This window comes from Acidaminococcus fermentans DSM 20731, from assembly GCF_000025305.1.
Taxonomy (GTDB): Bacteria; Bacillota; Negativicutes; order Acidaminococcales; family Acidaminococcaceae; genus Acidaminococcus; species Acidaminococcus fermentans.
In genome coordinates this window covers 1,201,572-1,221,199 of sequence record NC_013740.1, presented here as the reverse complement: position 1 = coordinate 1,221,199, position 19,628 = coordinate 1,201,572, and the positions used below count along the sequence as shown (strand labels likewise).

The following is a 19,628-nucleotide window of genomic DNA, read 5'->3' as shown; positions in this document are numbered from 1 at the left end:
GAAGCGGCCGCAAGGGAACCATCTCACTTGTGGCCGCTTCTTCTTTCAGTTATCTTTGTTTACCTGTTTCTTCTTCGTTTCATAGAGTGCGATTTGGTCAGGGGATAGAAATTCTGCCAGGCTTAAGGGCGGCAAGGGAGTACCGAATATCCAGGAAAGGCTTCGAATGAAATTCACGGTCTCAACTGACCGGTCAAAATATTTTACTTCTTCGTCCAGAACGGACTGGTTGCAGTACGCATCAAATCGTTCCCGTAAGTAGTTCCGGAGCCTTTCCTCGTCGGAAAAATTTTTCTGCATCTGGAGCTTGAAATAATTGATGGATTTCTTTTTGCTGATTTTACATTTTCTGGTATGAAAAGAATAGGAAAAAGTAAGGAGACTGGAATCAGCGGTTTTCTCTGAAACGGCTTCTAACCGGAAACAGAGGGTGGAGTCCATGGTATCGACTTCTTCGAGATGGACCGTTTCATATCCTCTGTCAAGGGCATAAAAGAAGGCCAGTATTCCCTTGAGCCCAGGTTCATAGAAGATAAAGTGATCATACGATCTAAGATTCCGCCCTTTATATTTCAGGCGGTACCATTCGCCACCAGATAAATCAAATTGAAATTTCAAGACATCCTGGGTTGCAAAATCAAGGCTGCAGTCAGAGACTTTTGCTTTCTTTGCAAAAAATAAGTCATCCGGAATATGCTGCAGCAACTCATCCATCTTTTCATCCCGAGAGGACTCCGCGGGATGGACTTTCTGCTTTTCCATATTGGTGATACGCCTCCTAAAACAGGAAATCATCAGGCCGAAAAGGCACTTTCTATAACAATATCATAACGAAGTTGACCCAGAAAGACAACCAGAGATTCTGCTCAAAATTTTTCTCTTTTTTGGTACTTAACCCCGCGGATTCTGTCCTGTTACAGGTAGAGAAGAAAATCTTCTCTAGTCCATGTAGCGGGATTGGAATCTGCTGTTTATTTTTTGAAGGAGTGATAACGCCATGTTTTATGTGAAGGAGCCGATTACGGACAATATGGAATTCCAGATGGAAATTATGGACAAGAATGTGTTTTGTCGGTGTCCGGTTTGCGGGAAGGAAGTGCCGGTGAACCTGGAAGAAGTCTTGGGCAAAGGAAAAGGGGACTTATTCGGGACAGCCGTCTTGTGTGAAGACTGTTCCCGGGAGCTGATGGAGGTGGGCCATGGAAATGGATCAAAAGCGGAATGCTGAACATTATCCAGATCCCACGGCTTATCAGGCTATCCGGAATGCAGAGCCGCCCAGGTTTCCCTTCCGACCGGTAGTGTACGTTTGTTCACCTTATGCAGGAGACGTGGAAAGAAATGTCCTGCGGGCTCGGCGCTGCTGCCGGTACGCCGCAGACCATGGGTGCATTCCCCTGGCGCCCCATCTGTTCCTGCCCCAGTTCCTGGATGAAAAGACGGAACGGAATCTGGCTCTTTTTATGGGGATTGCTCTTTTGTCCAAATGTGCGGAACTTTGGATTTTTGGGGAGACCATCTCCCAAGGAATGGAACTGGAGATCCGCTATGCCCAGAAAAAGGGAAAGCCCATCAAGTATATCAGTGAGGTGATCTAGGTGAAATTTACATTATTTACGGCATCCTATACAGGGGTGGAATCCAACTGCCGGTATCCTCAGAAACGGGAAATCCAAAATGCTCAGGACCTAAAAGTGGCGGCTCAATTCGATCATGTTTGCGCGGCCTACAAAAACAGCTACCGGAGCCGGGATAACTTCCTTTGGTCCGATGTGGCCGTCATGGATTGTGACAATGATCATACGGAAAATCCCCGGGAATGGGTGAGTGGAGAACAGTTCCTGGCCCAGGTGCCCCGGGTGGCTGTGGCCATCGTCCCTTCCCGGAATAATGGGAAAGCCAAAGACGGCCGGAAAGCCCGGCCTCGGTTCCATGCCTATTTCCCCATTCCGGAGATGCAGGACGAAGAAGCCTACACGGCCCTGAAGCAGGCCATCTGGGAGGTGTTCCCTTTCTTTGACGGAAAGGCCCTGGATGCGGCCCGGTTCCTTTATGGCACAGATGTCGATCCGGAAGATATCCTCTGGCAGGAAGGGGAGATGACGATAACTGAATTCCTGACTGGCCGGGAACCAGTGGAACATGACCAGATGGAGCCACCCCTGTACACGGGAAATTCCATCCCCGAAGGCAGCCGTAACAACACTATGTCCCACTTCGCCAGCCGGGTGCTGAAACGTTTCGGGGATACGGAAAAAGCGTATGAAGCCTACCTGGAAAGGGCAGGAAAATGCGACCCGCATTTGCCGGAAAAGGAACTGGGGACCATCTGGAAAAGCGCACTGAAATTTTTCAGGAACAAAATCGAAGGCAGTGAAGGGTATGTCCCACCAGAGGAATATGACAATGTATTCAGCAAAGGTATTTTGAAGCCGGAAGATTACTCCGATATGGGGGAAGCGAAAGTACTGGCCATGGCTTGTATTGGGAAACTTCGGTATACGAGTGCCACAGACTATATCGCCTTCGTTGGTGACCACTGGTATGAAGACCGGGCGAAGGCCCTCGGAGTTATTGAAGATTTTATGGATGACCAGTTGAAAGATGCAGGAGAGAAGATTCGCTTGGCGGAAGAAGCCCTGGTTGCCATCGGAGTCTCAGAGGCCGAGGTAAAGTCCAGAAGCAAGACCCTTGTGAACCAGATTCCCGAGAAAAGCTGGGATTGCTTTTGGCCCTGCAGGGAGCTGATGCCTACAAAAAATTCGTCATGAGGTACCGCAACTACCGGTATATCGTGAACACCCAGAATGCAGCCAAACCGATGCTGGCTCTGGATGTCAGTGAACTGGACTATGATCCGGAACTCCTCAATACACCTGAAGCTACGTATGACTTAACCCAGGGAACGAGGGGAAGCCATCCTCACGATCCGGATGACCTGATCACGAAAATTACGGCCTGCTCTCCGGGGGATAAGGGAATGGAACTCTGGCAGGAGAGCCTTGACCTTTTCTTCTGCCATGACCGGGAACTGATCCAGTATGTTCAGCAGATTGTTGGGATGGCAGCTGTTGGAAGAGTCTATGCCGAACAGATGATTATCGCCTATGGTGGCGGGGCAAATGGTAAATCCACCTTCTGGAATACCATCGCCAGGGTCCTTGGCACCTATTCCGGAAAAATTTCTGCAGATGCCCTGACCATGAGCTGCAAGCGAAACGTGAAACCCGAGATGGCAGAACTCAAGGGCAAACGGCTCATCATTGCATCAGAACTGGAAGAAGGGCAGCGTCTCAATACAGGAATGGTCAAACAGATTTGTTCGATTGATCCCATTGAGGCAGAAAAGAAGTACAAGGATCCATTCCATTTCGTACCCTCCCACACCCTGGTTCTTTACACCAACTACCTGCCCAAGGTGACGGCTAACGATGATGGTACCTGGCGCAGACTGATCGTCATTCCCTTCAACGCCAAGATTACCGGCAAGAGTGACATCAAGAACTACTCGGACTATCTGTTCGAACATGCAGGCCCTGCCATTCTGAAGTGGGTCATCGAGGGGGCGGAAACTGCTATCCGAAAGGGATTTAAAATCGAGGAACCGAAAGCAGTGCGGAATGCAGTGGAAAAATATCGGGAGGACAATGACTGGCTGGGGCAGTTTCTGGAGGATCACTGTGAAATTGACCCATCATTCACAGAGAGATCAGGGAAACTGTATCAGCATTACCGGGTCATCTGTCTGCAGAGCGGTGAATACATCAGAAGTACCACGGATTTCTATGGAAACCTGGAAAAGGCGGGATTCTTCCGTCATCGCACACGGGATGGAAGTTTTGTCCGTGGTTTGAAACTGAAGGAAGGACAGGATTTCCTGGACTAAATCTGGAAAGGTGTGACGCTCATGATACTCTCATTACTAAGTTCCTATAGGGATAAAAATAAATATACCTATATAAGAAGTTAAGAGTGGGATAAACATGAGTGTCACACCTCCAAAAAGTAAGGGAGGATAAGATTATGATTTATAAAAAAGAACGGACGCTTGACCTTTACAAGGAAGCTGGAGCAGAAATGAGACTGTTCATGGCTCTAGCTGATATACTTGTACTCCACATTTCTCAGGTTCTTTTGGCTCCGGATACGGATAAGTTTTTACGGGCCATTCAAAAGATTGATGAAGTGCGTTCCCGGGCAGAAGATAAATATGTTCCATGACCATCCGGAAATCAGCAATGAGTACCTTGATGTGTTTTACGGGAATTTCATCGAAAAACCGAGAAATGTCGTTGATGAAGAAATCAGGGCCCTGGCGAAGGAAAAAACGGATGAACTTTTTAAGAGAGAAACAGATTGAACACAGCCTGGTGACGGCAGTTCGGAAACAGGGCGGTCTGGCCCTGAAGTTCGTGTCTCCGTCCTATGCCGGCATGCCGGACCGGCTGGTCCTTCTGCCTGACGGGAAAATGGCCTTTGTGGAAGTGAAGGCACCTGGGAAGAAACCACGGGTGCTGCAAGAGAAACAGCACAGGATGCTGCGGGCCCTTGGCTTTCAGGTGTTTGTCCTGGATGATGCCAGCGCCATTCCCGGGCTGCTGAAGAAAATTGCGGAAGGAGGTGAGACCCCATGAAATTCGTACCCCATGCGTATCAGCAATACGCCATCGAATACATCAAGACTCATCCGGTAACGGCGCTTCTCCTGGACATGGGTTTGGGAAAGACGGTGACCACCCTTACGGCCATCCGGGACCTGATGCAGGACACCTTTGAAGTCCAGCGGGTCCTTGTGGTGGCTCCCCTTCGGGTGGCTCGGGACACATGGCCGGAGGAGATCCGGAAATGGGACCACCTGAAAGATCTCACCTGCAGCGTGGTGGTGGGCACCGTGACGGAAAGAAGGCGGGCCCTCCAGAAAGCGGCGGACATCTACATCGTGAACCGGGAGAACCTGGTGTGGCTCTCCCGGAACTGCCGACTGGATTTTGACATGGTGGTCCTGGACGAACTTTCCTCTTTCAAGAATCCCCAGGCCCAGCGGTTCAAAGCCATGAAGGCCCTGCGGCCTAAGGTGAAACGGATTGTGGGCCTTACAGGAACTCCCAGCGGTAATGGGCTTATGGACCTGTGGGCCGAATTCCGGCTTTTGGATATGGGGGAAAGACTAGGAAAGTACATCAGCCAGTACCGGAACACCTACTTTCAGCCGGACAAGCGGAATGGAATGGTGGTCTTTTCCTACAAGCACTTGCCAGGAGCGGAAGAAGCCATCTACCGGAAAATTTCGGATATCACCGTCTCCATGAAGGCCACGGACTACCTGAAGATGCCGGACCTGGTGAGCGTCCGGACCGAGGTGAATCTTTCAGAAGCGGAACGGAAGCGGTATCAAGATTTCAAAAAGTCTCTGGTGATGGAACTGCCAGGCGGGGAAGTGACAGCAGCCAATGCGGCTTCCCTGACGTTGAAGCTCACCCAGATGGCCAACGGAGCCATCTATACCGATGATGGGAAGACCATCCATCTTCACGACCGAAAGTTGGATGCCTTGGAAGATCTGGTAGAAAGTGCCAATGGCCGGCCGGTGCTAGTGGCCTATTGGTTCCGTCATGACAAGGAGCGGATCTGTCAGCGGATGGAAGCTAGGGAGCTGAAGTCATCCCAGGATTTTGCAGACTGGAATGCCGGGAAGATTCCGGTGGCTCTCATTCACCCAGCTTCTGCCGGCCATGGCCTCAACCTGCAGCAGGGTGGGTCCATCCTGATCTGGTTCGGGCTCACCTGGAGTTTGGAACTGTACCAGCAAACGGTGGCCAGGCTCTGGCGGCAGGGACAGGAAAGCCGGACGGTGATTGTCCAGCACATTGTGACCAAGAGCACCATTGACGAACGGATTCTGAAAGCCCTGGAAAAGAAAGACAGTTCTCAAGCGGCATTGATTGAAGCTGTCAAAGCGGATTTGGAGGAAAAAGCATGAACGCCAAAGAGTATTTGCAACAGGGATTCTACCTGGATAAAAAAATAGAGAGCAACCTGCGGGAAGTAGCCGAACTGCGGCACCTTTGCCTGGGAATCTCCGCAGCCGGACTGGAAGAAAGCCACAACCCCAACCGGCCTACAGAAGCACCCTTTGTCCGGACACTTGAAAAGATCTGGGAGAGGGAGCAGGAAATCAATCGGGAAGTGGACCATCTGGTGGATCTGAAGTATGAAATCGGTCAGGTCATCGATCAGGTGGAAGATGAAGCCCAGCGGTTGGTACTTCGAGATCGGTACATTCATTTCGATGCCTGGGAGGACATTGCCCGGAGCATGGGCAAAGGAATCCGATGGGTCTACACAGTCCATGGGGAAGGGATGGCAGCTGTTGAAAAAATTTTGGAGGCGTGCAGTGAATTGCAGAAAAATGCAGTAGATACACACTAGAATTTAATAGCCCCTTCGTGGTATGATAAACTCACGAGAAAAGGGAATAAAGACAAGCCTTGCAGGATGTAAAAATCCTACAAGGCTTTTTTTATACAAGGGAGTAGACTTTTTCAGGAATCTTCCCCGTTTCTTGATATTCCATAAAAGCATTATCAAGAAGCCGAAGGGCTATGAAATCAAACTTTTTAGTGTTGGCAGAATCTGAGTAAAATTTCCAGGCGAACCGAGAGTTATCTATTTCGATTAAACCTTTTTCCACTGCATTGCATACTATATCAATACAAGAAATATAGACGGGTCTAGTAACCAGCTTTTTCCTGCCAGATGGCATCTTTTTTATCTTTTGATGGATTTCTGGACCGACAAAACATTTCTTTGGGATCAGGATAGAACCATCAAGTGTGTAATCATCGTTCTTACATTCAGGGAGGTTCCAGTTGAAGGCACCATATGCGTAGAGCACATAGGTATTATCTTCATTTACTTTTTTTGCAATACCGCCGTAACCCAGACTCATGAGGTGCGCTCCTTCCCATTGTTTTTCTTATTTTATTGTAAGTTAAACCCTGTGAAAATACAATCGTGGGGTAGCCTTGCAGAGAAATCTGCAGGGCTTTTTTCATGCCTGAAAGGAGGTGGCAGCTGTGCCGAGAAAACCAAAACGACCCTGTTCTTTTCCTGGCTGCCCGAACCTGACGGACGGGCGGTACTGTGAGAAGCACCAGAAGATCATCGCCAAACGGTATGAAAAGTATGAACGTAGTCCTGCAACAAAGAAACGGTACGGCAAATCGTGGAAGAAGATCCGGGATGCTTACGTGTCCAGCCATCCTCTCTGTGAACTCTGCCTGAAGAACGGCCGGTACGTGGTGGCAGAAGAAGTCCACCATAAGAAACCTCTGGCCGAAGGTGGTACCCATGCCTGGAACAACCTGATTGCCCTGTGCAAAGCCTGCCATGCCCGGATCCATGCCCAAAGAGGAGATCGGTGGCACCAGAAAGTCACAAGAAAAAGTGAACTCTCAGAATGATAAATCTGAAACAAAGTGACATACCCAGGGGGCGTATGAATCTCTGGAAGCCCGGAAAGCCAGAACGGGCGAGGGGTCACGCGCACAAAAAACGCGTATTCAAACAAGGTATTGACCCATGGAAATAAGGGGGGTGTGAAAAATAGCCAAAGACGGAACCATGCGAGGCGGACTCAGAGTCGGCCAGGGCCGGAAACCCAGGGCCCTGCTGGACAAACTGCCAGACAATCCGGGGAAACGGCCGCTGAAAGTGATGGACATACCGGAAGGAGCGGACCTTAACGGAGAAGACATGCCGGAACCAAAAGCCTACATGAAGGAAAAACAGAGAAACGGTGGGAAGCTGGAAGCCGAAGAAATCTACCGGGAAACCTGGCTGTGGCTCAAAGCACGGCACTGCGAAAAGCTAGTGAGCCCCCAGCTGATCAGCCATTATGCCATGGCTGTTTCCCGGTGGATCCAGTGCGAACACGCCATCTCCGAATACGGGTTCCTGGCCAAGCACCCTACCACTAATGCGGCCATTGCTTCTCCCTACGTGACCATGAGCCAGAACTATATGAAGCAGGTGAACCAGATCTGGTACCAGATCTACCAGGTGGTGAAGGAGAACTGCTCTGTGGAGTTTGCCGGAAACACGCCCCAGGATGACGTGATGGAGCGGCTCCTGCGATCTCGAAAGGTTTAAAGGGAGGAAAGTATGGAAAAAACGACCAAGGAGATGAAGCTCATTCCCATCGATGAGCTGATCCCCTATGTAAACAATGCCCGGACCCATTCCCCGGAACAGATCAACAAGCTCCGGGCCAGCCTGCGGGAATTCGGATTCATCAACCCTGTGATCATCGACAGGGACAAGAACATCATCGCCGGCCATGGTCGGGTGATGGCTGCCCGGGAGGAAGGAATCAAAGAAGTCCCCTGCGTCCTGGTGGATTATCTGACAGAGGCCCAGAAAAAGGCCTATATCCTGGCCGACAACCGGATGGCTCTGGATGCCGGCTGGGACGAAGAGATGCTGCGGGTGGAAATTGAATCCCTCCAGGGAGTCGACTTCGATGTAAGTCTCACCGGTTTTAGCGATGATGAAATTGCCCATATCTTTGACGAAGAAACGGAAGCTAAGGAAGACGATTTCGATGTGGAAGAAGAACTCCAGAAGCCTGTGTTCTCCAAAGCTGGAGACCTTTGGCAGCTAGGCAAGCATCGGGTCCTGTGCGGGGACTCTACCAAACCGGAAAGCTATGAAAAACTTCTGGATGGGGTCAAGCCCAACCTGGTCCTGACGGATCCTCCGTACCTAGTTAATCTCCAGAGCACTTCCGGAAAGATCAAGAACGATGACCTGAACGACCAGGAAGGGTACGAATTCCTGAAGAAAGCCTTCTCCTGCTTCCATGATGTCATGGCCCAGGACGCCTCCATCTATGTGTTCTATGCCACCATGAAGGCTCGGGTCTTTTATGATGCCTTTGAAGATGCAGGATTTAAAGTAGGTGCCGGGCTCATTTGGAAGAAACCCAAAGCCCCGTTCATGCGTACCGATTGGAAGTTCAACATGGAACCCATCATCTTCGGGTGGCGGAAAGACGGGAAACACAACTGGTATGGGGATCAGAAGCAGAAAGCGGTATTCGAGTTTGATGGAATTAAGAATAGTAAAGAGGACGGATTTGGGCATCCTTCCAGCAAGCCCGTACCCATGCTGGCTTATCTGATCAAGTTGAGCAGCCAGATCAACGGGGTGGTGCTGGATGGCTTTCTGGGGTCTGCTTCCACCCTGATGGCCTGTGACCAGCTGGGCCGGATCTGCTATGGGGTGGAACTGGAACCCAAGTTCGTAGACGTAGCGGTAAAAAGATACCTGGCTTCTCATAAGAACGAAACGGTAACCGTCCTCCGAGATGGGAAAGAGTACACCTACCAGGAATTGGTAGGTCCTGAAAAATAAGTACAAAAAGGGCTACATTTTGCTTGCTATTATTCGCCTTTAGAGTGATGAATAACAGTACCAAAATACCCTAAGGAGGTACTCATTATGAAGGTTGAATACTACAGACAAGGTGCAGCGAGAAAAGAACTGGTGCAGGCCATCAGCGACATTACCTGCACAAAGGCGAAATACCTGTTTCTTCCCACCCGGGCTTACCAGATCGGCAGCATTCGGGTGGAGGAGTTCGGAACCGTGGAATGTGAAGACGCCGAGCTTCTCCAAAAGGTGGTGAAGGAACTGGTGAACCTGGGAATCAAGCCGGCAGAACCGGTGGACTTTTTGGAGGAAACGGCTCCGGAAACCACGGATCCAGTGGAAACGGTGGCAGCCGAGGAATCCCCAGAGCCAGCGGAAGAACCGGAAACAGCAGGAACTCCTGAAACAGAGTCGGCCCAGAATGGTACGGAATACGCAGAAGAACCGGAAACGAATGAGGCCGATACCCTGACCATTTCCCTTCCGGACAATCTGACGGACGAGGATTTTGCCAAGCTCCAAAACCTGGTGGATTCCAAGGCCAACCTGTTCAGAAAGGCCCTGGGGACCGACAACCTGACCATCCAGCGGGCAGATGGGAAGATTTCCTTCCCCTGGTTCCATGGAACAGGCAGTGCCAGAGCCCAGGCCTATGCCAAACTGGTGACAGCCCTTTGCCAAATGGCCAAGAAGTCTAAACGGATCACCGCCAAAGAGCACGAAGTGCTCAATGAAAAATACACCTTCCGGTGCTTCCTCCTGCGGCTGGGGTTCATCGGACAGGAATACAAGGAATGCCGGAAGATCCTGCTGGAAAACCTCAGCGGTTCCGCAGCCTATCGGGATGGAGGGGAAAAAGATGCGGTTTCCCAATAAAGAAATGCTGGAATTTCTTCGAAGAGAGTATCCTTCCGGGACGCGGGTTATCCTGGTGCGGATGGATGATCCCCAAGCTCCGCCTTTGGGGACAAAAGGGACGGTAACCGGGGTGGATGATATGGGATCTATTCTAGTGGATTGGGACAACGGTTCCCACCTGAATGTGATCCATGGGGTGGATGTAGTCCAAAAACTGAATAAAAAAGCAAAATAACGGATAATTATTCTCGAAATCCCTTGCTATTATGTGCGTTTAGAGTGATTAATACACATGCCAAAGAACACACAAACCTAGCGAAAGGATGACGAGAATTATGAAAACACTGCACTTCGGGATTGAAATGGAAATGACGGGGATTACGAGAGCACAAGCCGCCAATCTGATGGGCGCCTTTTTCGGGACGGGAAGAGGTACCCATAAAGGCGGTGCCTACGACACCTACACTGCCAGCGATGACAAGAGTAGAACCTGGAAAGCCATGAGTGATTCCAGCATTTGGGCGCAGAGAAAGGTGGACGGCCAGATCGAAGGAGCCACCAATGAGTATCGCACAGAAGTGGTTAGCCCCATCCTTTCCTACGATGACATCCCGAAGCTGCAGGAACTGGTACGGACTCTGAGAAAAGCAGGAGCCCTGGTAAATAGCTCCTGCGGGATCCACATCCATGTGGGAGCCGAGCAGTTCACTCCGAAAACCCTGCGGAACCTGGTAAACCTGATGGCCAGCAAGGAAGACATGATTTACCATGCTCTCCAGATCGATCCGATCCGGGAAGGCAGATATTGCCAGAAGACAGATTGTACTTTTCTTGCCAAACTGAACAAAAAGCAGCCTCAGACTATGGCAGAATTTGCCGATATCTGGTACATCCAGGCCCCCTTCGGACGGAATGAACATTACAATTGCAGTCGGTACCACGGACTTAATCTCCACGCCACTTTCACCAAAGGGACAGTAGAGTTCCGGCTTTTCAACGGTACCCTCCACGCTGGGGAAATCAAGGCATACATCCAGTTTTGCCTAGCGTTAGCCCATCAGGCCCTGACCCAAAAGAAAGCCTCGGCCAAAAAGACGGAGACGGACAACGAAAAATATGCCTTCCGGTGCTGGATGCTCCGGCTTGGGCTCATTGGAGACGAATTCAAGACCTGCCGGCTGCACCTGCTGAAACATCTTACTGGAAACGCCGCCTGGAGAAACGCCGCTTGAAGAAGGTAGCTACAGGTAGGGAACGGGGCCCCGAAGGCCCTGTTTCTCTCTCTTGTATACTTGCATAAATATACAGATTTTGCTTGCTATTATGTGCCTTTAGAGTGATTAATAGACATGCCAAAAGGCAAAGATACACAATCACAAGGAGGAAAAAACAATGACGAAGATGGAAATGATCGAAAGATTCTACGGGCGGAACGAGGAACTGGAAAGAAAGTTCGAGGCAGCCGAAAAAGCCGGGGACGCAAAAACCATGGATGCTTGCCAGGATGCCTACCAGGATCTTCTCCAGGAAGTCCGGGCTGAGGGGGAAGCCTTCGGGGATATGATGCGGCTTTACAGCGACATGAAAAAGCATGGCAACAGCCGGTTGGACCTTTCCGGGACCTACCGGGAACCAGAAAAGATCCTCGAAACCTTCCGGGAATTTGGGGTGAAGGAATTCACCTTTTCCTCTACCTGGTCCAGCGCCATCCAGGTGGCTTGGGAATTTACCCAGATGGGCTGCACTCTCAAAGGGATGACCGAGATTTACGGATCTGGCAGGAAACTCATGAGCAACGAATACGAAAAAGTCCCCGCCTACATCTTCAGCCTTTGAGGAGCGGGGAAAACCCAAAAGAAGGAGCCTGCGGGCTCCTTTTCTACTGCAACTTTTAGAAGAAGGGAGGGATCCTCGTGCGGAAACTCAAAAAGTACAAGCCCACCAAGTTCAAAGCTAAAACGTCCACCTACAACAAAGAATTAGCAGATTATGCAGTGGCCTTCATCGAGAGCCTGTGCCACACCAAGGGGACCTGGGCCGGCCATCCGGTGCGGGAATAATGCCCATGGGAGTGTCTATGATTCACGGGGGGTGTTGTTTGTATAAAAAAAGACCCTGCTCAAAACTGGGCAGGGGAGCTTTTATACACTTAATTTCTTTTTGGGCTCAAAGGATATTTTTAAAACCATTCCCATTCCTTCTGCTAAACGCTGCAGGATTTTTAGGGATGGGTTGCGGGTTCCATTTTCGATTCGGCTGATTTCTGTTTGTGCAATCCCAGCTTTTGCAGCTAATTCCTTCTGGGTAAGGTGTTGATTAATTCTTGCGTCCACAATAGCACGGATGATATTCATCTCGGGTTCAAGTTCCATATAAGCGGAAGCGAAATCAGGATCTTTCATTTGTTCCGCTTTGAATTCTTTTAAAGTTTTCATTTTGCCTCCTCCATTCGTCTGATGTAATCGGCTCGGCGTTCTTGTGCCAGACGGATTTCCTTCTGTGGTGTTTTCATTGTCTTTTTTATAAAGCCATTGGTGACAATGATTTTTTGGCCAATATAGAAGAAAAATAAGGCACGGGAAATATCGCTCGCTAGCTTACATCTCAATTCAAAAATACCATCTCCCAATGGCTTAGTGTAGGGCTCTCGAAGCGCAAGCCCTTTATCTTCAAGAATTTCCATCATTTGAACCATTTTGGTTCGCATTTTTGTGTTGAGGCTTAACAAAAAATCTTCAACAGGTTTTTGACCGTTTTCCGTTTCATAGAAAATTACTTCAAATTCCATTTGTACCTCCTGATACCATAATATGAGTTATATCTCATCATGTCAAGGGAAATAATTAAAATTTCTGTGGATGTCAACGAAAAAGTGAGCCATATATCAACTCCTCTTCTTCTTAATATGGCATTGCAAACTGAATGAGGTTATCATTCATGTTCAAAATCTGGAAGAAAAAATGAGAAGCCAATTCTTCCGGTGATCACTGAATCACTCTGCAATAGAAATCCCTGCCTTCAGAAGTCCCGGTTTTTACAAACCGGTGCCTTTTTTTGCTTATTTTCCGAACTGATCTTTGAGAATGGTGATGAAGTCCTTTTGGGCCTGATCCAGGACATGGCCTTTCCGTGTGGCAACGAAGAATTCGGATTGAATCGGTTCTGTTCCGGTAGAAAGGTACAGGGGCGGGGCATCGAAATCATGGAAACAGGATATACAGATATCAAAGCTGAAAGTACAGCCCAAACCACGGCTGGCGAGGGCCAGACAGGTATCCAGACTTCGCAGGAGCAGAACGGGCGGCTGGAGCTGATACTCCCGCAGCAGACGCTGGGCAATCTGTCCGATGCGCCACTGCAGAGGATCGTTGATGAGGAATGTTTCTCCCTGCAGGAGTCTCAGATCAAGCCAGGGATATTTAAAACCGGGTCTGGAAGTGATGAAACGTCTGCAGGGGTGGTCAGCAGCCAGACAGAGGACAACTTCTTCCGTGTTGATGGGATAATGTTGGAATTCCCGGTTTTGTTCAGCCTGAGAATAGACACCAATGTCAGCGAGGCCGTTCCGCAGTGCATTTTCCAATGCAGGAACCGACAGGTCCAGGATTTCGATATGGTAACTGGGATACAGCTTTTTAAAAGCCGGCAGTACTTTGGGAAGAACATAATAACCGCGGTTTGTTGTAATTGCAATATTCAGGGTCCCGGCTTTGTTGCTGGCAACCTGCTTCAGCGTATTCTTTAACTGGCTCTCAATCTGGAAAATCTGGGACCCGGCGTCAAGGAATTTTTGTCCGGCATACGTTGGAATGAGCCGGCGGTTGACCCGACTGAACAGAGGGGTCCCGATTTCTTTTTCCAGTTTCTGCAGAAATTTCGTCAGGGAGGGCTGGGAAACAAAAAGCTGTGCCGCTGCTTTGGAAAGAGTACCGGCCTGTGCAATCGCCTGCACAAAGGTGAAGTCTCGAAAATCCATAGAACCTCCTTGTATAACTTCAATGCATACAAAATATAGATTTCATGTAGTGTACTTATAAATTATATCCTGCGATAATAGAAGTGTAAATAGACTAAATAGTATGAAAAGAGGGAAAACAATGCGGAAGGGATATTTTGAAACCAGCGATCACGCTTTCATTTATTTCGAAGATACAGAAGTGGGAAACGATACGATTGTTTTTGTCCCTGGTCATATGTGCACGACGAAATTCTATCAGAAAAATGTAGAGGAACTTAAGAAAAATCATCGTGTCGTATGCTTTGACAGCCGGGGATTTGGAAACTCGTCTAAACCTCTCCAGGGAAATTCCATCGAACGGCACTGCGATGATATCCATGAACTGATCCAGTTCCTGCATCTGGAAAATATCCTGCTGATTGGATGGTCTCTTTCCGGAAGTGTGGTGACGACCTATGCCCATAAGTATCATGAAGAGAAAATGATTGCCCTGGGGTTGCTGGATGCCTGTCTGTTTCCGTTTTCGCCAGATGACTGGAATTCCTATAATTCCAAAAACTACAACATGGATGACTGGAATCGGAAATACAGACTCTGGTATGCAGACCCGGAAACCTATCTGGATAACTTTTGCAACAGGGTCAAGCCCGGGCTTTCTGAAGAAGCTGCGAATATGGTCCGGGAAGAAATCAAGAAGACTCCGCCCTGGATCGGATTTGCCCTGCACAGTGACTGGTGCCACCGGGACTGCACGAAATTTCTGCCGGAACTCACCGTTCCTGTCATTATTTTTAGCGGCAGTTCCAAAGGGCATACTCCTTCTATGGGAAAACATTATGAAGAACTGATCAGAACCTATCATGAACACTATATTTATCAAGAAGGGGGCCATATGCTCTTCTGGATCAAAGCGGATACGTTTAACCAGCAGATTGAAAACTTCTTACAGAAAGTCCATGAACAGCAAAATCAATAAGGGAGGCGTAAGTTATGTATCAAGCAATTATTGGGTATGGCATCCTGGCCGTCATGATGGTGATGATTTTGAAGAAAAAGGCAACGGCAGCCTTCTGCTTTGCCATGCTGCCGGTCATCGGTGCGGTCCTGTGCGGCTTTGGAGCCAAAGATATTTTAGGCTTTGTCAATAAAGGGGAAACCACCATGTGGAAAACGGCCATCCTCTTTATTTTCTCGGTATGTTATTTCAGTACCATGAATGATGCGGGGCTGTTTGATCCTCTTGTGAAGGCACTGGTCAGAAAAGCAGGAAATAATGTTACCATGATTATGGTGGCCACCAGTCTGATTGCTATGGTTGGCCATATGGATGGTGCTTCCGCTTCCACATATCTGATTACGATTCCTGTGATGCTGCCGATTTATAAACGGATGCACCTGAATCCGCTGGTGCTGCTGCTTCTGGTTGGGCTTTCGACAGGTATCATGAATCTGGTCCCCTGGGGAGGGCCGACCATCCGTGCGGCAACGGCTATCGGATATGATGCCACGCAGCTGTGGGTTGAAATGATCCCCATGCAGGTATTTGGTCTGCTGGTTTCTGTGGTGGGGGCTGTACTCTGCGGCAGGATGGAAAAGAAACGCCTGGCCAAAGAAGGCTATGATCTGAGCCAGACTGCTTCTGAACAGGAAGGCGGTACTGCGGATATGGATACATCCCTGGCCCGGTCGAAACTGTTCTGGATTAATCTGCTGCTGACGGTTGCTGTTATTGCAATGCTGGTATTTACGAAGATTACACCGTTCCTGATTTTCATGTTTGGAACGCTGATTGCCATGATGATCAATTACCCGGATATGGAACTGCAGAGCAAGCTGCTGAAAAAATATTCTCCCAACTGTATCGATCTGACGGTCACCCTGCTTTGCGCCGGTGTGTTCCTGGGAGTCTTTGCCAATGCCGGTATCATTACGAAGATGGCACAGGTCCTGATTAATCTGCTTCCTGCATTCCTGCTGCGCTATCTGCACCTTATCATGGGTGTGCTGGGGGCTCCTATCGGTATGATCATGGGGCCGGATCCGTATTACTATGCAGTTATGCCGCTGATCATCGAAACGGTGGCTCCTTATGGTGTTACAGCAACGGAAGTCGCTCATGCCATGCTGATCGGGGAAAACGTTGCCCTGAGCGTCAGCCCGTGCGTAGCTACTACGTTCCTGGGTGTTGGCTTGGCTGGTGTGGAGTTGAATGACCATATCAAGTTCACGTTCAAATGGGAATGGCTGGTCAGCATTATCATGCTGGTGTTTGCCGTGATTGTTGGCATTGCGTAAAGGAGAAAGTGAAATGACCGGGAAAAAGGACGCTGCAGTTTACTGTCTGGCCGGCAATCTGTGTGCTCCTGATGTCTTTGCCAAAATCCAGTTTCCGCCGTGCTTCCGGAAAGAACACTTTGATTATCTGAATCAGTGCTCTTCAGGAAACGTAGATCAGATTGCGGATGAACTGATCGGGCAGGTCAGAAAAGATCAATATGAAAAGGCTGTTCTGCTGGGATATTCGGCCGGCGGAGTCATAGCTCTGGCGGCCGCCTCCAAAGCACCTGAACTGTTCCAGGGGCTGATCCTGTCCAATACCGGTGTTTGTGCATCCGGGAACAGCCAAAGTCATTTTCCGCAGGAGCTGAAAGAGCATGGCCGGGAGCCGGAGTTTATGCAGGGTTTTTTGTCAAGCTGTTTTGTGGATGGCTGTCTGCCAGAAGAAATCGGAGGGAAAATGCTTCAGTATGCGTTTCAGGCACCTTTGGATAAAGCCATTGAAGTTTCAGCATCCCTGCGGGAGGCGAATTATTCGGAGTCTGTGAAAAGATTTAAAGCACCTGTCCTGATTTTATGGGGTGAAAAAGACCGGAGACGGACGCTGACTTCCTTACTGCAGCTGGAAAAATGTCTGCCTCAGGCGGAAGTTTATAAACTGGATGCCGGACATACTCCCATGTGGGATGCGGCCGCTGAATATCAGAAGCATTGTATGGAATTCTTAAACAGCCTGTTCCGGAAATGAACCGGAGCTGAAAATCAGATTCCATCAAAAATGCCCGTCAGAACATCTCGAAAAGATTGTTCTGACGGGCATTGCTTTATTCTGCAAGGCCTTGAATATGCTGTACAAACGCTTTCAGCAGAGGAAAATAGTTGGGATTTTTCTTATAAGCCAGATAGACACAGCGGGTGATGGGAGGATTTAACGGCCGAAGGACGATGTGCGAAAAATGGTAATAATCAGCTACTTCCGGACTGCAGAAGGCGATACCCATGTTTTTATCAGCCAGGGCCAGGCAGGATTCGATCTGGCTGCATTTCATGCTGTTTGCGGGCGGGGTATTTCCGGCTTTGATGTTTTCCAGGATGATTTGCTGGAGAACGAAGCTGTCGCTGCTGAGAATCAGCGTTTCTCTGGTCAGCTGCTCTGCAGTCAGCGCTGAAAAACCTGCCAGAGGATGGCTTTCATGGAGGGCGGCGCAGATGGGAGAGGTTTTGAATGGAAGGAAGGAAATGTCTTTTTCCAGATCTTTTTCTTCCAGAATGGCCAGGACTGCATCCAGATCATCTGAATCCAGTTTTTCCAGCAGCTGGCGGCTGCCTTCTACGGTCAGGGTTAACTTTACTTTCGGATAGATCCGCTGAAAATCGGCAATGGCTTCCGGCAGCTGGAGCGGGCAGAGGATGGGGAGCAGTCCGACACGAAGGGAGCCATTCTGCAGTCTGGAAAATTCCTTCATGGCGTATTCCAGATTGCGGCTCTGGGTCAGGATCTTATACGACTGGTTGGCAAAATACAGGCCGGCGTCTGTCAGATAGATCCGCTTGCGGCGGCGTTCCAGCAAAGGGATGCCCAGCTGTTTTTCAAGGGCGATGATCTGATTGCTCAGGGAAGGCTGTGAGATATGCAGCTGCTGGGCGGCTTTGGTAATATTCCCGGTGCGGGCAACAGCCAGCAGGTATTCCATTTGGATGTGGCTGATCACAGGAAGGCCTCCTTTTCAGTTTTTTTAAGAAGATAATATAGTTTTAAACTATGAAGTTTATAGAATCAATGATTTTTACTGCTTAAAATTTGAATATTATAATAAATATATAAAAAACAGGGGGGCATGTCAAATGCTGCGGAAAAATTATGATGTTGTGGTAGTTGGGGGAGGTGCTTCCGGGATTGCGGCGGCGATCGGGGCCGCCAAAACGGGAGCCAGCTGTCTGCTTTTGGAACGGTACGGATGTCTGGGAGGACAGGCAACCACGGCCAATGTGGCTTCCTACTGCGGTTTTTTTACCCATGGGAAGAATGCACAGCAGATTGTTAAAGGGGCAGGGGAAGAAGTGCTGGAGGAACTCCACAGGCTGGGATATTATGATGGATTCAGTTTCTCCCCGGTAGGAAATGCCATTGTAACGCTGGACCAGGAAGCAACAAAATTTGCTCTGGACAATGTGATTTCCCGCTATCCGGTGGATGTGCTCCTCCACTGCCGGATGATCCGGGCAGAAGCCGATGCGGAGAACGGAACGGTGCAGCATATTGTTTGCGTGGATGATCAGGACAGTTACGAATTTTCTGCTGATGCCTTTGTGGATGCCACAGGCGATGCCAACCTGGCCTATTTGGCAGGGGCCGAACTTCGGTATGGGGACGGAAATGGAAAAGGGCAGGCTTCCACCCGGATCCTGATGCTGGACCGGGTAGATCCTAAGGTCCGGTTCAAACTTGATCTTTTGGATAAGATCTTTACCCAGGCGAAAAAAGACGGGTATCAGCATCTTACCAAAGAATCGGGTATCGTATTCAGAGTCAACGACGATACAGCTTTTGCCATCCTGCCCAGTGTGTGGGTCCCTGATTTAAGTGCCAAGACGCTGACCCAATGCGAAATGGATACCCGGAGACAGGCACAGGATTATCTGGACGTATTCCGGAAATATATGCCGGGAATGGAAAACTGCCGGCTGATTTCCACTGGTGTTCAGCTGGGTCTGAGAGATACCCGGCATATCCTGGGAGAAAAAGTCCTTACCGGAGAACAGGTGCTCCATGCTGTGAAACCGGAAGATTCGGTGGCACGGGGCGGCTGGCCCTGTGAAATGCATACGGAAATTAATAAAATGGCAAAATATATTTTTGTGGACAATGACGATTATTATGGAATCCCGTTGAGCTGTCTCCGTCCCAGAAACTGGAAGAATCTCTGGTGTGCCGGACGGACCATCAGTGCCGATCCTGTAGCTTTTGCATCCGTCAGAGTCATGGGCTGCGGATTTGCTACCGGGCAGGCAGCCGGAGTTGCAGCAGCACTATACAGAAACGGAAAAGAATCGGTGAGTGCTGTTCAGCAGGAACTGCTGCGGCAGGGTGCTCTGATTTGAA

At 49.3% G+C, this 19,628-nt stretch carries 26 protein-coding genes; 20 read left to right on the top strand and 6 right to left on the bottom strand.

The window, feature by feature from the left end:
• Positions 1-45: 45 nt before the first annotated feature.
• A complete protein-coding gene (locus tag ACFER_RS05610) occupies positions 46-762 on the bottom strand; it encodes a hypothetical protein (RefSeq protein WP_012938450.1) in 717 nt (238 codons plus the stop codon).
• A gap of 235 nt (positions 763-997) precedes the next feature.
• Here ACFER_RS05610 and ACFER_RS05605 point away from each other — a divergent pair, with 235 nt between their 5' ends.
• The 8 genes from ACFER_RS05605 to ACFER_RS05575 all read left to right on the top strand — a co-directional run bounded on the left by ACFER_RS05605 (position 998) and on the right by ACFER_RS05575 (position 6,429).
• On the top strand, positions 998-1,228 hold the full coding sequence (locus tag ACFER_RS05605; RefSeq protein WP_012938449.1) for a hypothetical protein: 231 nt from the start codon (positions 998-1,000) through the stop codon (positions 1,226-1,228).
• A gap of 103 nt (positions 1,229-1,331) precedes the next feature.
• The gene (locus ACFER_RS05600; protein WP_227898297.1) at positions 1,332-1,598 is read left to right on the top strand and encodes a DUF7768 domain-containing protein; all 267 of its coding nucleotides are present in this window, start codon (positions 1,332-1,334) and stop codon (positions 1,596-1,598) included.
• Positions 1,599-2,771 (top strand): primase alpha helix C-terminal domain-containing protein, encoded by a 1,173-nt coding sequence (locus ACFER_RS11790; RefSeq protein ID WP_012938447.1) that lies wholly within the window; start codon positions 1,599-1,601, stop codon positions 2,769-2,771.
• Positions 2,768-3,886, top strand: a complete 1,119-nt coding sequence (locus ACFER_RS11785; protein ID WP_012938446.1) for a DNA primase family protein — start codon at positions 2,768-2,770, stop codon at positions 3,884-3,886. The genes ACFER_RS11790 and ACFER_RS11785 overlap by 4 nt, the downstream gene beginning before the upstream one ends.
• A 137-nt stretch (positions 3,887-4,023) precedes the next feature.
• Complete coding sequence (locus ACFER_RS11660; protein ID WP_012938445.1) at positions 4,024-4,221, top strand: hypothetical protein; 198 nt, start codon at positions 4,024-4,026, stop codon at positions 4,219-4,221.
• A 110-nt stretch (positions 4,222-4,331) separates the two neighbouring features.
• Complete coding sequence (locus tag ACFER_RS05585) at positions 4,332-4,634, top strand: VRR-NUC domain-containing protein (RefSeq protein WP_012938444.1); 303 nt, start codon at positions 4,332-4,334, stop codon at positions 4,632-4,634.
• Complete coding sequence (locus tag ACFER_RS05580) at positions 4,631-5,980, top strand: DEAD/DEAH box helicase (RefSeq protein ID WP_012938443.1); 1,350 nt, start codon at positions 4,631-4,633, stop codon at positions 5,978-5,980. Before ACFER_RS05585 ends, ACFER_RS05580 begins: the two co-directional genes overlap by 4 nt.
• Positions 5,977-6,429, top strand: coding sequence for a hypothetical protein (locus tag ACFER_RS05575; protein WP_012938442.1), 453 nt, complete (start codon positions 5,977-5,979; stop codon positions 6,427-6,429). Before ACFER_RS05580 ends, ACFER_RS05575 begins: the two co-directional genes overlap by 4 nt.
• Positions 6,430-6,520: 91 nt before the next feature.
• Here ACFER_RS05575 and ACFER_RS05570 read toward each other — a convergent pair whose 3' ends face one another.
• Complete coding sequence (locus ACFER_RS05570) at positions 6,521-6,949, bottom strand: hypothetical protein (RefSeq protein ID WP_012938441.1); 429 nt, start codon at positions 6,947-6,949, stop codon at positions 6,521-6,523.
• A gap of 127 nt (positions 6,950-7,076) precedes the next feature.
• Between ACFER_RS05570 and ACFER_RS05565 the strand changes: the two genes are divergently transcribed.
• The 8 genes from ACFER_RS05565 (at position 7,077) to ACFER_RS11260 (ending at position 12,350) form a co-directional block, all read left to right on the top strand.
• Entirely contained in the window at positions 7,077-7,463 is a 387-nt protein-coding gene (locus tag ACFER_RS05565) for an HNH endonuclease (RefSeq protein WP_012938440.1), read from the top strand.
• A 160-nt stretch (positions 7,464-7,623) separates the two neighbouring features.
• Positions 7,624-8,151 carry a P27 family phage terminase small subunit gene (locus tag ACFER_RS05560; protein ID WP_012938439.1) on the top strand — a complete coding sequence of 176 codons (528 nt, stop codon included), beginning with the start codon at positions 7,624-7,626 and terminating at the stop codon, positions 8,149-8,151.
• 12 nt (positions 8,152-8,163) lie between these two features.
• On the top strand, positions 8,164-9,414 hold the full coding sequence (locus tag ACFER_RS05555; protein ID WP_012938438.1) for a site-specific DNA-methyltransferase: 1,251 nt from the start codon (positions 8,164-8,166) through the stop codon (positions 9,412-9,414).
• Between the two features lie 87 nt (positions 9,415-9,501).
• Complete coding sequence (locus ACFER_RS05550; protein ID WP_012938437.1) at positions 9,502-10,308, top strand: hypothetical protein; 807 nt, start codon at positions 9,502-9,504, stop codon at positions 10,306-10,308.
• Positions 10,292-10,525 (top strand): DUF4314 domain-containing protein, encoded by a 234-nt coding sequence (locus tag ACFER_RS05545; protein WP_012938436.1) that lies wholly within the window; start codon positions 10,292-10,294, stop codon positions 10,523-10,525. Before ACFER_RS05550 ends, ACFER_RS05545 begins: the two co-directional genes overlap by 17 nt.
• A 100-nt stretch (positions 10,526-10,625) precedes the next feature.
• On the top strand, positions 10,626-11,522 hold the full coding sequence (locus ACFER_RS05540) for an amidoligase family protein (RefSeq protein WP_012938435.1): 897 nt from the start codon (positions 10,626-10,628) through the stop codon (positions 11,520-11,522).
• 160 nt (positions 11,523-11,682) lie between these two features.
• Positions 11,683-12,126, top strand: a complete 444-nt coding sequence (locus tag ACFER_RS05535; RefSeq protein WP_012938434.1) for a DUF7698 family protein — start codon at positions 11,683-11,685, stop codon at positions 12,124-12,126.
• Positions 12,127-12,203: 77 nt separating this feature from the next.
• The gene (locus ACFER_RS11260; RefSeq protein ID WP_012938433.1) at positions 12,204-12,350 is read left to right on the top strand and encodes a hypothetical protein; all 147 of its coding nucleotides are present in this window, start codon (positions 12,204-12,206) and stop codon (positions 12,348-12,350) included.
• A gap of 81 nt (positions 12,351-12,431) precedes the next feature.
• Here ACFER_RS11260 and ACFER_RS05530 read toward each other — a convergent pair whose 3' ends face one another.
• The 3 genes from ACFER_RS05530 to ACFER_RS05520 form a co-directional block, all read right to left on the bottom strand.
• Positions 12,432-12,725, bottom strand: a complete 294-nt coding sequence (locus tag ACFER_RS05530; RefSeq protein ID WP_012938432.1) for a helix-turn-helix domain-containing protein — start codon at positions 12,723-12,725, stop codon at positions 12,432-12,434.
• Positions 12,722-13,078, bottom strand: a complete 357-nt coding sequence (locus ACFER_RS05525) for a type II toxin-antitoxin system RelE/ParE family toxin (protein ID WP_012938431.1) — start codon at positions 13,076-13,078, stop codon at positions 12,722-12,724. The genes ACFER_RS05530 and ACFER_RS05525 overlap by 4 nt, the downstream gene beginning before the upstream one ends.
• Positions 13,079-13,348: 270 nt before the next feature.
• Positions 13,349-14,266 (bottom strand): LysR family transcriptional regulator, encoded by a 918-nt coding sequence (locus ACFER_RS05520; RefSeq protein ID WP_012938430.1) that lies wholly within the window; start codon positions 14,264-14,266, stop codon positions 13,349-13,351.
• A gap of 121 nt (positions 14,267-14,387) precedes the next feature.
• Here ACFER_RS05520 and ACFER_RS05515 point away from each other — a divergent pair, with 121 nt between their 5' ends.
• The 3 genes from ACFER_RS05515 to ACFER_RS05505 are packed head-to-tail and all read left to right on the top strand — an operon-like array spanning position 14,388 to position 17,273.
• Complete coding sequence (locus tag ACFER_RS05515; RefSeq protein ID WP_012938429.1) at positions 14,388-15,224, top strand: alpha/beta fold hydrolase; 837 nt, start codon at positions 14,388-14,390, stop codon at positions 15,222-15,224.
• 14 nt (positions 15,225-15,238) lie between these two features.
• On the top strand, positions 15,239-16,543 hold the full coding sequence (locus ACFER_RS05510; RefSeq protein ID WP_012938428.1) for a CitMHS family transporter: 1,305 nt from the start codon (positions 15,239-15,241) through the stop codon (positions 16,541-16,543).
• A 13-nt stretch (positions 16,544-16,556) separates the two neighbouring features.
• Positions 16,557-17,273 carry an alpha/beta fold hydrolase gene (locus ACFER_RS05505; protein ID WP_012938427.1) on the top strand — a complete coding sequence of 239 codons (717 nt, stop codon included), beginning with the start codon at positions 16,557-16,559 and terminating at the stop codon, positions 17,271-17,273.
• A 76-nt stretch (positions 17,274-17,349) separates the two neighbouring features.
• On the opposite strand, the gene ACFER_RS05500 is transcribed toward ACFER_RS05505, so the two are convergent.
• On the bottom strand, positions 17,350-18,237 hold the full coding sequence (locus tag ACFER_RS05500) for a LysR family transcriptional regulator (RefSeq protein ID WP_012938426.1): 888 nt from the start codon (positions 18,235-18,237) through the stop codon (positions 17,350-17,352).
• 133 nt (positions 18,238-18,370) lie between these two features.
• Between ACFER_RS05500 and ACFER_RS05495 the strand changes: the two genes are divergently transcribed.
• Complete coding sequence (locus ACFER_RS05495) at positions 18,371-19,627, top strand: FAD-dependent oxidoreductase (RefSeq protein ID WP_012938425.1); 1,257 nt, start codon at positions 18,371-18,373, stop codon at positions 19,625-19,627.
• Position 19,628 lies beyond the last annotated feature (1 nt).

What these genes read in the sequence shown, in the direction of transcription:
- ACFER_RS05610 (WP_012938450.1), bottom strand. Translation starts at nt 762, where the DNA reads ATGGAAAAGCAGAAAGTCCATCCCGCGGAGTCCTCTCGGGATGAAAAG.
- ACFER_RS05605 (WP_012938449.1), top strand. Translation starts at nt 998, where the DNA reads ATGTTTTATGTGAAGGAGCCGATTACGGACAATATGGAATTCCAGATG.
- ACFER_RS11785 (WP_012938446.1), top strand. Translation starts at nt 2,768, where the DNA reads ATGAGGTACCGCAACTACCGGTATATCGTGAACACCCAGAATGCAGCC.
- ACFER_RS11660 (WP_012938445.1), top strand. Translation starts at nt 4,024, where the DNA reads ATGATTTATAAAAAAGAACGGACGCTTGACCTTTACAAGGAAGCTGGA.
- ACFER_RS05585 (WP_012938444.1), top strand. Translation starts at nt 4,332, where the DNA reads ATGAACTTTTTAAGAGAGAAACAGATTGAACACAGCCTGGTGACGGCA.
- ACFER_RS05580 (WP_012938443.1), top strand. Translation starts at nt 4,631, where the DNA reads ATGAAATTCGTACCCCATGCGTATCAGCAATACGCCATCGAATACATC.
- ACFER_RS05575 (WP_012938442.1), top strand. Translation starts at nt 5,977, where the DNA reads ATGAACGCCAAAGAGTATTTGCAACAGGGATTCTACCTGGATAAAAAA.
- ACFER_RS05570 (WP_012938441.1), bottom strand. Translation starts at nt 6,949, where the DNA reads ATGAGTCTGGGTTACGGCGGTATTGCAAAAAAAGTAAATGAAGATAAT.
- ACFER_RS05560 (WP_012938439.1), top strand. Translation starts at nt 7,624, where the DNA reads ATGCGAGGCGGACTCAGAGTCGGCCAGGGCCGGAAACCCAGGGCCCTG.
- ACFER_RS05555 (WP_012938438.1), top strand. Translation starts at nt 8,164, where the DNA reads ATGGAAAAAACGACCAAGGAGATGAAGCTCATTCCCATCGATGAGCTG.
- ACFER_RS05550 (WP_012938437.1), top strand. Translation starts at nt 9,502, where the DNA reads ATGAAGGTTGAATACTACAGACAAGGTGCAGCGAGAAAAGAACTGGTG.
- ACFER_RS05545 (WP_012938436.1), top strand. Translation starts at nt 10,292, where the DNA reads ATGCGGTTTCCCAATAAAGAAATGCTGGAATTTCTTCGAAGAGAGTAT.
- ACFER_RS05540 (WP_012938435.1), top strand. Translation starts at nt 10,626, where the DNA reads ATGAAAACACTGCACTTCGGGATTGAAATGGAAATGACGGGGATTACG.
- ACFER_RS05535 (WP_012938434.1), top strand. Translation starts at nt 11,683, where the DNA reads ATGACGAAGATGGAAATGATCGAAAGATTCTACGGGCGGAACGAGGAA.
- ACFER_RS05530 (WP_012938432.1), bottom strand. Translation starts at nt 12,725, where the DNA reads ATGAAAACTTTAAAAGAATTCAAAGCGGAACAAATGAAAGATCCTGAT.
- ACFER_RS05525 (WP_012938431.1), bottom strand. Translation starts at nt 13,078, where the DNA reads ATGGAATTTGAAGTAATTTTCTATGAAACGGAAAACGGTCAAAAACCT.
- ACFER_RS05520 (WP_012938430.1), bottom strand. Translation starts at nt 14,266, where the DNA reads ATGGATTTTCGAGACTTCACCTTTGTGCAGGCGATTGCACAGGCCGGT.
- ACFER_RS05515 (WP_012938429.1), top strand. Translation starts at nt 14,388, where the DNA reads ATGCGGAAGGGATATTTTGAAACCAGCGATCACGCTTTCATTTATTTC.
- ACFER_RS05510 (WP_012938428.1), top strand. Translation starts at nt 15,239, where the DNA reads ATGTATCAAGCAATTATTGGGTATGGCATCCTGGCCGTCATGATGGTG.
- ACFER_RS05505 (WP_012938427.1), top strand. Translation starts at nt 16,557, where the DNA reads ATGACCGGGAAAAAGGACGCTGCAGTTTACTGTCTGGCCGGCAATCTG.
- ACFER_RS05495 (WP_012938425.1), top strand. Translation starts at nt 18,371, where the DNA reads ATGCTGCGGAAAAATTATGATGTTGTGGTAGTTGGGGGAGGTGCTTCC.